At 53.9% G+C, this 13,500-nt stretch carries 14 protein-coding genes and 2 pseudogenes; 5 read left to right on the top strand and 11 right to left on the bottom strand.

What is annotated here, in order from left to right:
• Positions 1 to 218: 218 nt before the first annotated feature.
• Positions 219 to 596, bottom strand: coding sequence for an ArsR/SmtB family transcription factor (locus DV706_RS18675; protein WP_006067052.1), 378 nt, complete (start codon positions 594 to 596; stop codon positions 219 to 221).
• 262 nt (positions 597 to 858) lie between these two features.
• Between DV706_RS18675 and DV706_RS18670 the strand changes: the two genes are divergently transcribed.
• Complete coding sequence (locus tag DV706_RS18670; protein WP_006067051.1) at positions 859 to 1,491, top strand: molybdenum cofactor guanylyltransferase; 633 nt, start codon at positions 859 to 861, stop codon at positions 1,489 to 1,491.
• A 1,328-nt stretch (positions 1,492 to 2,819) separates the two neighbouring features.
• Here the strand turns inward: DV706_RS18670 and DV706_RS18665 are convergent.
• Positions 2,820 to 4,148, bottom strand: coding sequence for an MFS transporter (locus DV706_RS18665; protein ID WP_136350971.1), 1,329 nt, complete (start codon positions 4,146 to 4,148; stop codon positions 2,820 to 2,822).
• Between the two features lie 12 nt (positions 4,149 to 4,160).
• Positions 4,161 to 4,589 carry an arsenate-mycothiol transferase ArsC gene (locus DV706_RS18660; RefSeq protein WP_006067048.1) on the bottom strand — a complete coding sequence of 143 codons (429 nt, stop codon included), beginning with the start codon at positions 4,587 to 4,589 and terminating at the stop codon, positions 4,161 to 4,163.
• Between the two features lie 178 nt (positions 4,590 to 4,767).
• On the opposite strand from DV706_RS18660, the gene DV706_RS22520 reads away from it, so the two are divergent.
• Complete coding sequence (locus DV706_RS22520) at positions 4,768 to 5,052, top strand: hypothetical protein (protein WP_083902062.1); 285 nt, start codon at positions 4,768 to 4,770, stop codon at positions 5,050 to 5,052.
• Positions 5,053 to 5,458: 406 nt separating this feature from the next.
• Here DV706_RS22520 and DV706_RS18650 read toward each other — a convergent pair whose 3' ends face one another.
• From DV706_RS18650 to DV706_RS18625, 6 genes are all read right to left on the bottom strand, one after another.
• Positions 5,459 to 5,659, bottom strand: coding sequence for a hypothetical protein (locus DV706_RS18650; RefSeq protein ID WP_006067047.1), 201 nt, complete (start codon positions 5,657 to 5,659; stop codon positions 5,459 to 5,461).
• Between the two features lie 299 nt (positions 5,660 to 5,958).
• On the bottom strand, positions 5,959 to 6,474 hold the full coding sequence (locus DV706_RS18645) for a hypothetical protein (protein WP_006067046.1): 516 nt from the start codon (positions 6,472 to 6,474) through the stop codon (positions 5,959 to 5,961).
• A gap of 180 nt (positions 6,475 to 6,654) precedes the next feature.
• Entirely contained in the window at positions 6,655 to 7,869 is a 1,215-nt protein-coding gene (locus DV706_RS18640; RefSeq protein ID WP_136350970.1) for a hypothetical protein, read from the bottom strand.
• Between the two features lie 59 nt (positions 7,870 to 7,928).
• Positions 7,929 to 8,321, bottom strand: coding sequence for a hypothetical protein (locus tag DV706_RS18635; protein ID WP_136350969.1), 393 nt, complete (start codon positions 8,319 to 8,321; stop codon positions 7,929 to 7,931).
• A gap of 102 nt (positions 8,322 to 8,423) precedes the next feature.
• Positions 8,424 to 8,948, bottom strand: coding sequence for a hypothetical protein (locus tag DV706_RS18630; protein WP_006067043.1), 525 nt, complete (start codon positions 8,946 to 8,948; stop codon positions 8,424 to 8,426).
• Complete coding sequence (locus tag DV706_RS18625) at positions 8,938 to 9,375, bottom strand: hypothetical protein (protein WP_006067042.1); 438 nt, start codon at positions 9,373 to 9,375, stop codon at positions 8,938 to 8,940. The genes DV706_RS18630 and DV706_RS18625 overlap by 11 nt, the downstream gene beginning before the upstream one ends.
• Before the next feature lie 954 nt (positions 9,376 to 10,329).
• Here DV706_RS18625 and DV706_RS18620 point away from each other — a divergent pair.
• Positions 10,330 to 10,485, top strand: a pseudogene (locus tag DV706_RS18620) (ISH6 family transposase); the annotation flags it as partial.
• A 186-nt stretch (positions 10,486 to 10,671) separates the two neighbouring features.
• On the opposite strand, the gene DV706_RS18615 reads toward DV706_RS18620, so the two are convergent.
• Positions 10,672 to 11,178, bottom strand: coding sequence for a hypothetical protein (locus DV706_RS18615; RefSeq protein ID WP_136350968.1), 507 nt, complete (start codon positions 11,176 to 11,178; stop codon positions 10,672 to 10,674).
• Positions 11,179 to 11,226: 48 nt separating this feature from the next.
• A complete protein-coding gene (locus DV706_RS21860; protein WP_006067040.1) occupies positions 11,227 to 11,649 on the bottom strand; it encodes a hypothetical protein in 423 nt (140 codons plus the stop codon).
• A 43-nt stretch (positions 11,650 to 11,692) separates the two neighbouring features.
• Between DV706_RS21860 and DV706_RS18610 the strand changes: the two are divergent.
• Both DV706_RS18610 and DV706_RS18605 read left to right on the top strand, forming a co-directional pair.
• Positions 11,693 to 12,459: pseudogene (locus DV706_RS18610) on the top strand (SDR family oxidoreductase).
• A 78-nt stretch (positions 12,460 to 12,537) separates the two neighbouring features.
• On the top strand, positions 12,538 to 13,338 hold the full coding sequence (locus tag DV706_RS18605; protein ID WP_006067037.1) for an alpha/beta fold hydrolase: 801 nt from the start codon (positions 12,538 to 12,540) through the stop codon (positions 13,336 to 13,338).
• Positions 13,339 to 13,500 lie beyond the last annotated feature (162 nt).

Here is a 13,500-nt window from a genome sequence, read left to right as displayed (position 1 = left end):
AATCGGGAGACTCACCGCGTCCCTGATGAAATTAAACCGAATTCCTCGACGGTCTTTCCCCTTACAGGAATAGCAGGGCGAGTGCCTCGGGGCTTGACCCCGAGGTGGTTGACGAGCGAAACCGCCTGATCCGCACTCATACGGACTGCTGTCGTCACGTACCGACGATCATGACCCCGCCGCTGGTGATCGGCGGGAAATCGTTACAGTAGACCGTATCAGTCAGAAACCGCTGCCATTTTGTCGGTTTCTGTCTCCGAAAGTGCGATGACTTTTTTGCCCTTTTCAGTCGGTTCGTAGTATCGCCATCGACCATCCTTCGTCCTCGAGACGAGGCCAGCTTTTCGCAGGCGTGACAGCGATTGGCTGATGCTGCTCTGTCCGACGTCGACGTACGGTTCGATCTCGCATCCACAGACGGGTTCGTCTGCCAGCGACAGTAGTAACAGAATACGATATCGGGTTTCGTTGCCAAGCGTCGAGAAGATCTCGACCTGAGTTTCAAGTGAACGATCAGTGACGCTCTCGAGCGCCGTATCGGACAGAGCTAACTCACACCCTGGTGGCTCGTCTTGCCGGCTGTCGTCCGTTGCCATTGCTATACTATTGTACCCTACCGTGTATAATGCTCCGGATTTTCGACTATGTCAATGAGAATTCTATCATATATCTTTGCAGCCCTACTCAACTGGTGCTCGACAGCGCTACCCGATTTTATCCCATCAACAACGTAGATCATCATTTTTACAGTGATATTTAATTCAAATATCAGTCATAGTCTATATATCATCATACTCGGTCGTACCAGTAGGCTGAGTCACCGACGGATTTTTCTATGACTCGACAAACGGCTACGGCATGCGTGCAGGGCTCATCGTCGCCGGCGGCCAATCCAGACGCTTCGGTAAGCGGGACAAGGCTGTCGCCGACCTCGCAGGGATACCAATGATACGCCGGGTCGCTGATCGAGTCGTCCCCGTCGTCGACGAACTCGTCGTCAACTGCCAGCCGGACCAGGTACCGGCCATTGAAGCGGCACTGGCCGGAGTCGAGCCTGAACCGACCTTCGCCGAGGACCCCAAACCGGACCAGGGACCGATGATGGGGATTCTGACTGGACTTCGGGAAGTCGAGTCGGAATACGCCTTCGTCGTCGCTTGTGACATGCCGTTCGTCGAACCGTCACTGGCCGCGTTCCTGTTCGATCGCGCCACCGGCCATGACGCAGCCATCCCGCAGCCTGACGAGTGGCTACAGACGATCCAGGCAGTCTATCGGACACACGCGATGGTGCGCGCCTGCGAAACGGCGCTCGCTCGCGACAGACGGGGGATTATCGATGCCCTCCCCGAACTGGAGTACGTCACAGTCGATCAAGCGGAGATCCTGCGCCACGCGTCGCTTCGAACGTTCGAGAATCTGAACACGTCCGAGGCGTTCGACACGGCTGTAGAGCGGTTCCAATCTATTGATACGCTCGAGCAGCACTAGCCTCGCTCCGAATCGACGATGCGAAATTGACCACCTCCACGCCCTGAAGACCGTGGAATCCGACCATCGGATTTCCGCCGAGCGTGGCGTTCGAGGCTCCAACCCGCACTCAAGGGGAACCGGCAGCATCTCGGAAGAGACAGTCTTCCGACGGTTCCGAGAGAGCTTCGCTCTCGCTTGATACCGGAGAAACTCTCGCCCTGTATAGGGACGTGGCCCGGTCAAACAGGCCCCGTCGAACACCATGTCATCGCCGTGTGACGAACAGACCGCGTTCGTCACACCCCTTATCTATTCAGGGACGGCATCTCACGGTATTCGTATCACTCTATGCTAGGACAGACCACAGCAAAACGGTTACGGTGGAAATCCAGTCTGGCCATCGATGTCGGACGTTGCATCGGGCCTACCGCTTGACCCGCGCCTAAAAACCTGTCTGTCACCCACAAATGGAGCCGCTGTAATGAGAGAACGGATCGATGAATACGACCACAACTCCCGGTATTCATGGGCCTTACCAGGCTTAAGGATCGATTTCGACGATATCGCACACCCGCATTCGTCCACCCCCTCCACTGAGATTGCCACCCGAACCGATCCTCACCTCGAGTTTCCGGTCGCAAATCGAGGTCGCGAGCGTCTAAAACGCTTGTTTGGAACACCGCGAACATGTGACCTCCTCCTTGCCGTAAACGGAGAGGGATCGGAGATCCCTCAAGCAGTCGGGCAAAGCCCGACGACGGCAAGGCTTCCCACGGCACCGCGCCGCTGGGTTGGGATATTTGCTGGTTTACGACCTGTCGGCATGACAAGCCGATGGCGTTCACGAGAACAACGTTCTCGTGCAGCCCATCAGAAATCGAAGATTTCTGAGGACGGGGCCACACCGCCGTTACTCCTATCCCGGCATGGGACTCGGAGTTATCTTGTACCGAGACACCACAGCGGTTCGAGATGGGTGTCTCGAACGTTCTGATTCTCGGAGTCCCGATATTGTGCATTTGAGTGGGCGGTGCGACCGCCTCGGTGTACGTCATGTTACGACAGAATGAAACTTAGATATCCGTACTGCTGCAAAACGTGGACTGTATAGGCGTCGTCGGACTCACGCCCGTCCTGAAGGACGGGATTCTCTCCTCCAAAAAGATAGGTAAGAGACAGGACTTCAGTCGTGTGGAGGATGTCAATTTTGACTTTCCATACTCATTTTGGCCAAACGGTCGGATTTGGGGCAGAGGTCAACTACCCCGCTCTGAGGACGGGGCTTGCGTGGCGTCGTTGAAAGACAAAGTGGGATATCGGAGAATGGAGAAGAGAATGATGGACATCTACTGATACGCCTCAGATTCTTTCCCGTAGATAGCGAAGTATATGACCCCGACCATCCCGATAATCGACGCGATCGTGAACGCAGTCTCGGGAGTTACGTAGTCCCAGAGAACTCCCCCGAGCAAACCGCTGGGGATCACGATAGCGCCCCGTACAAAGTAATAGGACCCGGTGACTCGGCCGCCCGCTCCCCGTTCTGCTGGACCGACGATCAACGCCTTGTGTGCTGGGAGGCCAGCAAATCGCAATCCGGAAAACGCGAACAGGGCGATCAGAACCCAGACGTTCTCTGGTGCAAAGATCAGCATGACCGGAAACACGGCGTAGACAAAGAATCCGAAGCCGACGACCGGTTTGAGACCGGTCCGTTCGGCGATCGTCGCCGCCGGTGCCATCGTCAGGAGCGCAACAAGCATCTCGATCCCCGTGAGTACCCCGAACAACGCTGCTGGAGCCAGATCGATCGCACCGACCACGGGCAGGTTCACCATCCAGCCGATTTCCATCAGCTGCGTGATCACCAAAATGAAGAACACATACACCATCCCATTTGCGAACCGTACGAACGTATCCGCCACGAGCAGTGGCCGCAACGGTTCTGGGAGCGCTCTAAGATCGTCAAGGATCTGTCCGAAGCCTTCGAACTCAGAGCCTACGGAATCTTCTTCGGCCTCGTACATGACGTGCTGGACGATCGTCCCGAGAAGGGCGAAGACGATCCCGATGACGAGTACCCACAGGAACCCCGGCATGAACTCGTCGGCGACCAACACCGCGACAATCAGTGGGGCGAGCAGAAATGCCGTCCGCCTGAATGTCTCCGTGCTAGCGAACCCGCGAGCCAGACGATCCGGTTCCGTGGCCTGCTTGACGATGGCATAGTGGCCACCGATGCCGAAAGACTTCCAGCACTGAGCGAGCAACAGGCCGACGAACACCCACACCCACGGCTCAATGGTGAGGATACCAAGATCGATGGGATCAAGGAAGGCGGCTGCCAGCCAGATGCCGAACCCGATCGCCGACAGAAAGCCAAAGACGGTCAGGGCATAGCGAGAACCGACACGGTCTGAGATTACACCATCATAATACGGATACACCGCACCGATCACGTTCCCAAATGATCCCCAGATTCCGATGACGAGGCCTGAGGCTCCCAGAAAGACGAGGTACTCCGAGAGGAACCGGTTTGTCATCTGGAACCCGAGGCTGAACGCGAACATCGCCAGCGAGAGAACGAGCACATCCCGTTTAAGCGAAAAGAACTGCTGAAACGTATCTAATGGGCTCGTTTCATCTGCCTCGACCGTGACTTGTTCTCTAGCCATTGGTGGGTCCGCTTATTGTTGCGTGTCAGATAGTTCGATCCGATCAAAAAAGTCCTCAACACGCTGTTGAATCTCATCGCGTTGAGATCGAACAGCGTCCAAATTGTCACCCCCAGGATGGTCAAGTTCCCACGTCTCTGTTGTCCCATCCCAGTCATCGGGGGCAAATTCGTCGATCAAACACCCCATCGTGACAACGTATTCAGCGTCAGCAACGTCATCTTCCGTGACTTCGCGTGGTTTCCGATCGGCGATGTCAACCCCTACCTCGTCGAGCACCGTAATCACGTCCTCGTGAACGTGATCATGAGGATCGATTCCACCAGTAACAATAGAGACTCTATCCTCGAGTTGCCGCTGGCTTTGCAGTTGTTCGGCGAACGCGGTCGCCATCTGACTGCGGCCAGCGTTCCCGACACAGACGAACGCTATTTTGATCATAGGCTTACATCACGGCTCGAGAATAAATGGGTTCTTTTATATAGTACGAGAGGTCCAAACTCGTCGTCGTAGGCCCGCCGAACCGCTTTCGTCCGCGGACTCGAGGAGTTGAAGATCAGGGAACAACAAATAAATTGACATTCTCCCGCGCCTAAAGACGCGGGAATCCACGAAGTGGATGTTCTGGTTGCGCGTTTCCTCTGGGTGCAAGGGGACAACACAACTCTATCGTCGATACAAGCGGTTTACGAAAGAAATTGGGGCCGACACTTACCAGCAGGGCACCTTCAGAAATAATTTCAATTATTTAACACATAAGAATGTTTTTGAGGGTGACCGTCGCGGCCGTGGGCGTGGACGTGGAATGACGAATATGTACAGCCTTTCGGTTGATCCTGATCTCGTGATCGACAAAGTTGGTGATGACAACCGGTTGAGTCAGATCACGGAACGATTCAAGTAGCACGACTCGTTATACTTCGATACTTTCGTTCAGGCGCCAATTCCTTTACTCACGGAAATCCAGAGTTTGCCAGTGGACTCGGCTTCTCTCAACCGCGGTTAGCTGACCGAGACGAATTTTCAACTCGACGTCACTGCCCTTGCCTTCAGGGGCGAATTGATTATTGCCCATCTGCCACGGTGTCTGGAAGCGAGCTTGACAAACTGATACTCAATGCTCTTATCCACGGATTAGCCGTCTCTTGGCCGATATTACCGATTTACACTCTGATACCCCCTCCCGAAGACTCTCTTCTGCTGCCAAGTCGACATCGTCTAAAGAGAGTTTCCTCGCTGCTTACAGCTGATCTCTATTTGAGCTATTTTTCAGGAAATACGGTGTGTCTCTCGGTCCACAACGTTCCGTGTCACCGGTCGATCACCACAATATCAAGATTTGTACCATCTGGTCCAGCGACTGCTTTTGCACACTCGAGTTCACGGAGCTCTCGCTGAGCCTGCCGTTCGAGCAGTTCGGCTCGCCGACACCGTTCACGAGCGACGTTGTCAACGCTGTTCTCGTCACTGATCATGAAGTGCTTGCCGCGGTGATCGATTTGCTTGAGCATCAGTGCCGATCCTCGGCCGCGTCCACGCAGTATCTCGAGCGTCCGCTTGGAGGTGCTCGTAGCGGACCTCACAGCTCTGTCCAAGTCCTCCTTCATTCTAGCGCTGTGCCCATCGACTGCCAGTTGAGGCTGACTTGCCGACGTCGTCGCCGCGTTTGGCGATCAGTTGCGTCTCGAGCAAGTTCTCGTTCTCCTGAATACGTAGTGAACCGCCTCGGGGTCAAGCCTCGAGGCACTCGGCCTGCTCCGCCTGTAGATCCTGTGGGCTAACCGAATTATCGACTAACCAGAGGGTCTACTTATTCTCCACTCCCAGTTAGGGTATTGATTTTCTCGCGTATTTGTTCGATTATCTCGTCATTTCGGATATGGGGATTTATATCTGTGACTTTGCCATAGAATTTTCGAGAGAGCTCAAGGACTGCTTCTTCCCAAGCCTGTTGTGTCACTACTATAGTCTGGGAAATGTCTAATCGATTCTTCGGACTTTTTGCACCTTTCAATGTGTGGCAGGCTGCGATTTCGACAGTGCTCTCATCGCACTTAGCGATCGATAACCACGAAGGTCCATCATCAAAAGTGATGATCCCCCTATCATTAGAACGAAGTCCTTCTATGGAATCCAACAAATCAAGCACGATGATACAGGCAGAACCCGTCACAACACCACGTGAACCACCATAGATGTCTTCACCAATAGCTGACAATGACATATCTATCCAACGGTCGGGATTACCCTTGGAAACCTGTTCTCGGTATTGTTGATCGTAGTGGAATTTCATTTCCACGTTAGTATGTTGGTCAGGAGAAGTCATGTTGTATCGACAAAACCTCCTTGTCCATCATTTAGGTCGGACACCCATCTCTTTACCGCACTTCCAGAGTTCGGATAAGCAGTCTCAATAGTTCCATCTGATAGCACTAAGACCTGCATGTCGTCGATTCATCGGCGGTCGAGGCGGATACCCCGACCCTTGAGGTCGGGGTTGTTGACCTCAAAGCTGTCGAATAAGTTGGTCAATATTCGCTTGGTCCTCGAGAGAGTCAATCGAATCGAGAAGGCTTTCCGTAGCAGCGATGTCCGCTTGATCGTACCCGTTATCCAGAACTGAGGTACTGAGACGGACGAGAAACTCGAATTTGTTGACATCGACATCGAGGGCCATACACTTCGTTATCACATTCTCTCCATCGGGAACGGTAAGTCGGACAAATTCGACCGGGACGCCATTGAGAGCGAGCGGTGAGAACTGTTCTTCATCGGTTGTTATATCGGATGGAAGGGTGCCAATTTGGCCGTCTGGACCGTAGAGACGACGAGCGAACTCGTTCGTTTTGACATCCCGAAGATGACTGTTCTCGTCCACCCTCACCCTCCGAAGGTGAAGATCACCGTTGGAGATTTCGCCTCCGACCGCGTCTTTTTCAACAACGACGTCGGCTCCGATATCTCCCGGCTCGAAGTCGCGGAACGGATCGTCGAACGCGATTGTCTCTCCGCTCACTTGTGAGTCACTGGTGGAAGCTTCGGCCTCAATCTCTGCCAACGGTGTGCCTTCCAGAAGGTATTGATCGATCGCGTCGCCATCAAAATTGTAATCAAAGAAATCCGCAGTTTTTACGACGAGTATATGGCCAGTCTCTAACTCTTCGACGCGGGCCGCAGGTGTAGAAAGAACTCGATCGCGCCCTCCGAGATCAGCTACCAGTGTGGGGCCGAAAACAGAGATCCACGAAAGACTATCAATGTGTTCAACGATCGGCCGTTCAGTCGGCTGATACTGAACCGCGTGCTCGTGATTGTGGGGGAGCATTCCCCAACAGTATTCCGGTTTGACAACCGGAACGATATCAGCGACGATGTCGAGTAAGATATCAAATCTGTCTTCAACGATGTCGGCTTCGTTTTCGAAGCCAGCAGTTCCATCGATGCTAAGTGACAGCATCAGTTCCGGATTGGTCCACGCTGAGGTGTCGTCGGGATCACGCCATACCCGAACCGTCGTATACGCATCATATTCGAAGCTAACAATATTTTGATCGTTCGACGATAGCACTTCCTGTACGCTTTGTTTCGGTGAAACGTCGGTACCGTCCAGCTGGTCGGGATCTAATTCCAGCCCGTGCTGTATGATTTTTTCGACAGACTGTTCCAACTGAGAGTTTGTCAGTCTGTCGGATAGAAAACAGATTTGATATCCGTCAATCATACCAATGCAAATGGGCGTCAAATACTTTTGAATTTTGCGATCGTTTTACTGGCTGTATTTTATAACTGGTCTATATCTTCAATATTTTTGAACTCGACAGTCGTTCCATCGCTGATGTCCGCATCGTTCAGGGCTCGTTGTGGGATTTCCGCCGACTCTGGGTTTCCTCTCGTCGCTACCACTACTGAGTCGCTCTCAACGGAATACTTCTCCAGCTTTGCCGTAAGCTTCGAGACTTCATCGTCGATCATGAACTGCGGACGGTTCGTGACGTCGGCATAATCGAAGTTTTTCACCTCGATCGCCGTTCCGTCACTCAACTTGACATCGATGTCGGTGTTTCCTTTCGGTGTTTCTATGTCATCATCCATTTTCCGAACCGTTTTTCCACCGTCTGTGGCCTTCTTGGCGGTGGTGACTGCTCCAACTTCTCCTTTCAAATTACTCTTCAAGAACGTATCTGCCGGTGGTCTACCCGAGATCAACTCATATACGTCGTTCTGGACATCGTCGCATGGCCGTGTGGACCACATCCTCCGGTATTGATCCGACTACTACGGGTCCACCGGCGAATCTAACTTGTCGACGACACGCTCAGTTGCACGGAGATAGCGTTCGAACTCGGCCAGTTCGTCGGCAAGCTGCTCATTTATTCTCATCGCGCGTTCGTGGAACTCATTTGCCGCGCGGAGCAGTTCTCCCACGAGCGCCATTCGGTCGACAACCATTGTCGGCTCGTCGCCTGTCCGTTGCTTCGAGTGTAATCCTGCTGCGCGGGTATAGCAGAGTGTAATCCGGATCTTGTCGGCTTCCTCAGGCTCAAGCGCGAGCACGGAACTGTCGTCTGAGTCGAGTAGGTACGGCTCGCCGCCGAGGAGGTGGATGACCCCAGTGAGTCCCCCGTGGAAGAAGGTCGGGAGGTAGTCGATAATCGCGCCGCTTGCGGGGATTTCCGCCTCTGTACCCTGGATCGTCAGTGGGCCGCGTGGATAAGCGGAGCCCTCCCGGAGCTGCTGGTCGATCGACTCATCGTATGCGACATCAATTCGTACCGTTGACCGGTCTGGATTATCGCTCATCTAACCATCCTCCTTGTCCTTCGTTGAGGTTAGGAACCCACTTCTTTACCGCGGGTCCGTCCTCGGGTAGTGACGATGTCACATTATTTCCGCTCATTTTTATCGTTATTTCAGAGATTCCAGTCGACTGGTCCGGTGAGTGGACGTATTTGTACTCGCCGCCGTCGGGCTTTCGTGTCCCTTCTTTGAGAGCCCTGTATATTTCATCGTAGACTTGTTGTTGCGACATTGTTGCAGGCAACTGTCTCCCTTTCACCGTTTGACCAACGGGGAAGAACGACGTAATTTGTGCGGAGTCGAGATCAATAGTTCCCTCGATGTGTCGTCCGTTGATGTGAGTCATCCCGGCATCTGCATCGCCGAGTTCCATCCACCGGACGCTCTCGACGTTGTCGCCGCGTTTGGCGATCAGTTGCGTCTCGAGCAAGTTCCCGTTCTCCTGAATGTGTAGTGAAGTACCTCGGGGGCAAGCCCCGAGGCTTCACCGTTTTGTCTGTGCCGTCCAGAAACGGACGAACGGACGCAGGCGAATTTAATTCCTCCCGACCTTCCCCGATTGGGGTCAGCTGGAATTAACACCCGAACACTCGCTGTGTCCATGGGAGTCGGTCGCTCCACCACGACCCGACAACTCCCGTCGCACCCACCATAGCGGCAGGATGTTGAGAGGAGTCGCATTTCCAAACCATTCGGACGACCGCTTCATATTGAGGTCTTCAATATCCGTCACGGTCGTTATCCCTTGTTGGATCACGTGGTTTGATATATCCTTCGACGGGCTTCACCCTCGGGGTCAAGCCCCGGGGCACTCGCCCTGCTCCGTCTGTAGATCTTGTGGGGTAACCGAATCATCGACTAATCGGAGGGTCTCCTTATTCCGAAGAAGGTAGATTGATTTGTACTGTGTCGCCCGGTCTTGATTCAAGAAGAACCGAACGTCGCCTACATCGTCCAGTTCAGTGACGAACGTCCGTGCCGCGCTCGGATCCGAACTCTTCGAGATCCGTGCGCCCAGCGTCGCCTGCTTACTCGCCGAGAGCTCGTCGATGTGACGCAGTCTTTCCAGTTCACCGAGCACCTGCTGTATTTCACCACCGATTTGGATATCATGCTCCTCGCGAAACTGCCGCGTGACTGCTGGCGCGTCGATATTCGGATTCCCTCCGTCAGCGATTCACGATCGGTGATCTGGCCCGTTTTCGTCTCCGGGCCGTCGATCTGGCGAAGCCCCTGTGCAGCGTCGAAGTTGTCGCCAGCATTGTCGAGCGCTCTGCGGAGGTCGTCGGCACTCGAAATCTCTTTCAGTGCTTCCTTGGAGTCGATGACGAACGTCAAGTGCCCCTCGCACCAGCCCTGATACGAGAGTTAGTGGATGAGATAGACAGCGGAGGGATTAGAGGCGTTGCTCCAACTTCGGCTCGTGAAGTACGCAAATATAGATTACTACCGATCGTTCTTGGACGAATGGTTTCGGCGATCGGGCGAAATAGCAATGAGCTGTGCCCTCTCAATTGAGACTACCAGAGGCAAACTCTAGACCGCTTTGCGACACGATCAAATTTCTGTCCCAGAATCAACTAGCTATTGAAGTTTCATAAGATACTGGTGTTAGAATTTCTATATTAACGAGATCGTGGTTAACAGCCTTTGTAACACTCCACAATGTGGCAATCTAACGTTGGTATCTCTTGTTCCGATAGAGATTCAAGCATTTGCAGTGTTTTCAGTAAGGGTCGCGAACATTTTGAATGTCCGATAATAAGTTGATAAACTCCTGGTGATTCTTATCAGATTTAATACTATTGATCTCCTCGAAACGCGACTGAATGCTGCGACTGGAACGAACGATTTCATCGATGACAGAGCCTTTTTCCACGTTGATTCCGTCTCGAGGAACGTTCGGATTTCGTGATGTTCCGTCCGCGCGATAGGCATTCACCAAAATAGTATCTTCACCTACTGGTTCAAATTGTAAGTCACAGACCGTATCAGTAAATGGGACACGATGTGGACGGTCGTTTACGAGAGGTTCGATACCCCGGAGTAATTTCGTACAATTGTGCGGAAGAAAATCGCCTACGGTGTATTCACCGTTAGGGTCAGTCAGACAAATAGAATCTACGAAAATACGAATTCGAGAGCGAACCTTATTTCCCATTATGAGATCATCAGAAGATATCGAGTCGATTTCACAATCAATATTAAATGAATCGTGCGTGTCCGAACCCATAATTTAAGAAAACACTTAAGGATATAAATTTGGTGGTGGATTAGGGGATTATCCAGGAACCGTTACTACGTCGGGACCGTCAACAGGATATGCAGTCGTAATTCCCTCCTCGGTGCTGAAGGAAACGATCCGCATCTCTGTAATACCCGACTGCTCAAATCCGTGGTTAGACGGGTTATATACGAGTGCAGCTGGGTCGTTTGGGTCACGAGTCCCTTGCTTGATCCCTGCATAAATCATGTCGTCTATTTCACTAATATCTATATTATTCGGGAGACTATGTTGAGTCCCACTCTTTTCAACAGTTCCTCCAACTGGATAGAAATCCGTGTCGACATCACGGGTGATCTCTCCTGTTGCATGCCGTTTTATGATGTGCTGCTGGCCATACTCATCGGTACCCTTCGAAAGCCAAAGAACATTAGTAGTTCCGTCAGACCGCACCTCTCGCGCTACTACAGTTGTTTCCATTACGTCGTCGTACCAGGACCGCCAGCCCGGTCTCGAGAGCGAGATGAAGCCCCCTGCCGAGTTTATCCGCGATGAGTACGAAGGCAGCGGCAAGCTCGAGGGGAAGGTCGCGCTTGTCACTGGCGGCGATAGCGGGATCGGGCGGGCCGCCGCGGTCCACTTCGCCCGCGAGGGCGCCGACGTCGCCGTCATGTACCTGGACGAGGACGAGGGTCAAGAGAGTCTGACCATCGCGGGCGACGTTCGCGACAGCGCGTTCTGTCAGGCCGCCGTTGAGGAGGTCATAGACGAGTTCGGCGACCTGAACATCGTGGTCAACAACGCGGCGGCTCAGGTCGTCAAGACCGACCTGACCGACATCCACGACGACCAGTGGGAGGAGACGTTCGCGACGAACATTCACGGCTACTTCTACTTGACCAAGGCGGCCCTGCCCCATCTCGAGGGCGGTGATACGATCATCAACACGACTTCGGTGACAGCGTTCGAGGGCCACGAGATGTTAGTCGACTACTCGACGACGAAAGGTGCGATCGTCGCCTTTACGCGCTCGTTGTCCCAGCAGCTCGCTCCCGAGGGATCCGCGTCAACCAGGTCGCTCCCGGGCCGATCTGGACACCGCTGATCCCCGCGACGATCGGCGACTACGACCCCGAGGCGGTTGCGGAGTTCGGACAGGACGTCCCGATGGGCCGTCCGGGGCAACCCAGCGAGGTCGGCCCGGCGTACGTCTTCCTCGCCTCCGAGGACGCTTCGTACATGAGCGGACAGACGCTGCACATCAACGGCGGTTCGATCGTTGGCGGGTAGACCGTTATTCCTATCTTGGTAACTTTCTCCCTTGACGCCCCATGTGGTTATTTGCCACTCCTCATCTTCCGTCGTAGTATGCCCTACTTCTCAACCACCGACAACGTCGAGCTCTACTACGAGGACAAAGGGGACGGGGTCCCGGTCGTCTTCCTCCATGGCTGGACTTGCAATAGGCACTTCTTCAGCGAGCAAATCAGCGCTCTTCGGGAAGAGTATCGCGTCATCTCACTGGATCTCCGGGGGCACGGCGATTCCGGCTATCCGCAGCAGGGACTCACGTTGGAACGGCTAGCGACTGATGTCGACGAAATCACAAGCTATCTAGGCCTCTCGCCGGTGTCGTTCGTCGGGTGGTCGATGGGCGCTCACGTCATCTTCGAGTACGTCGAACAGTTTGGGTGCGACAATCTCGAGCGGCTCGTCCTCATCGACATGTCGCCAAAACTTCTGACCGACGACGAATGGGATCTCGGCCTCTATGGCGAGTTCAGTCACGAGGAGAACCTCGAGACGCTTGCGCTGTTTACACCCTCCTGGGACCGCGTTGCCGGAGACATCTTCCGTGATCTCCTCGATAAGCTGTCCGACGAGCAACTCGAGTGGGTGACCCAAGAGAGCGAGAAGACGCCGACCAACACGGCGGTCAATCTTTGGGTGGCCATGGTGACGAACGATTACCGGGAAACGTTACCCGGGATCGACGTGCCGACGCTTGTCACGTACGGCGAGGAGAGCAATCTCTACGCACCGGAGACAGCCGAATTCATGACTGATCAAATCCCGAACTCGGAACTGGTTGGGTTCTCGGACGTCGGGCACGGCGTTCCGCTCGGGGCACCGGAGGAGTTGACTGAGGAACTCGAGGAGTTCCTCTGAGTATCGGTATCCGGAATACGACACCGCCTGGACCGAACCGTGCATTCGCGGTGTACTTCCACACACTACTGGCCGTCAACTTCTGCGCGTGGTCACACGAGAGTTGCACCAGCTGATCCAGTGTCCGCTTTCGTGCACTCGAGTTGATCGCTGAATCGTTTG

This window comes from Natronorubrum bangense (assembly GCF_004799645.1).
GTDB lineage: Archaea > Halobacteriota > Halobacteria > Halobacteriales > Natrialbaceae > Natronorubrum > Natronorubrum bangense.
This window is presented reverse-complemented; position numbering and strand designations above follow the sequence as displayed.

What these genes read in the sequence shown, in the direction of transcription:
- DV706_RS18675 (WP_006067052.1), bottom strand. Translation starts at nt 596, where the DNA reads ATGGCAACGGACGACAGCCGGCAAGACGAGCCACCAGGGTGTGAGTTA.
- DV706_RS18670 (WP_006067051.1), top strand. Translation starts at nt 859, where the DNA reads ATGCGTGCAGGGCTCATCGTCGCCGGCGGCCAATCCAGACGCTTCGGT.
- DV706_RS18665 (WP_136350971.1), bottom strand. Translation starts at nt 4,148, where the DNA reads ATGGCTAGAGAACAAGTCACGGTCGAGGCAGATGAAACGAGCCCATTA.
- DV706_RS18660 (WP_006067048.1), bottom strand. Translation starts at nt 4,589, where the DNA reads ATGATCAAAATAGCGTTCGTCTGTGTCGGGAACGCTGGCCGCAGTCAG.
- DV706_RS22520 (WP_083902062.1), top strand. Translation starts at nt 4,768, where the DNA reads ATGTTCTGGTTGCGCGTTTCCTCTGGGTGCAAGGGGACAACACAACTC.
- DV706_RS18650 (WP_006067047.1), bottom strand. Translation starts at nt 5,659, where the DNA reads ATGCTCAAGCAAATCGATCACCGCGGCAAGCACTTCATGATCAGTGAC.
- DV706_RS18645 (WP_006067046.1), bottom strand. Translation starts at nt 6,474, where the DNA reads ATGACTTCTCCTGACCAACATACTAACGTGGAAATGAAATTCCACTAC.
- DV706_RS18640 (WP_136350970.1), bottom strand. Translation starts at nt 7,869, where the DNA reads ATGATTGACGGATATCAAATCTGTTTTCTATCCGACAGACTGACAAAC.
- DV706_RS18630 (WP_006067043.1), bottom strand. Translation starts at nt 8,948, where the DNA reads ATGAGCGATAATCCAGACCGGTCAACGGTACGAATTGATGTCGCATAC.
- DV706_RS18615 (WP_136350968.1), bottom strand. Translation starts at nt 11,178, where the DNA reads ATGGGTTCGGACACGCACGATTCATTTAATATTGATTGTGAAATCGAC.
- DV706_RS21860 (WP_006067040.1), bottom strand. Translation starts at nt 11,649, where the DNA reads ATGGAAACAACTGTAGTAGCGCGAGAGGTGCGGTCTGACGGAACTACT.
- DV706_RS18605 (WP_006067037.1), top strand. Translation starts at nt 12,538, where the DNA reads ATGCCCTACTTCTCAACCACCGACAACGTCGAGCTCTACTACGAGGAC.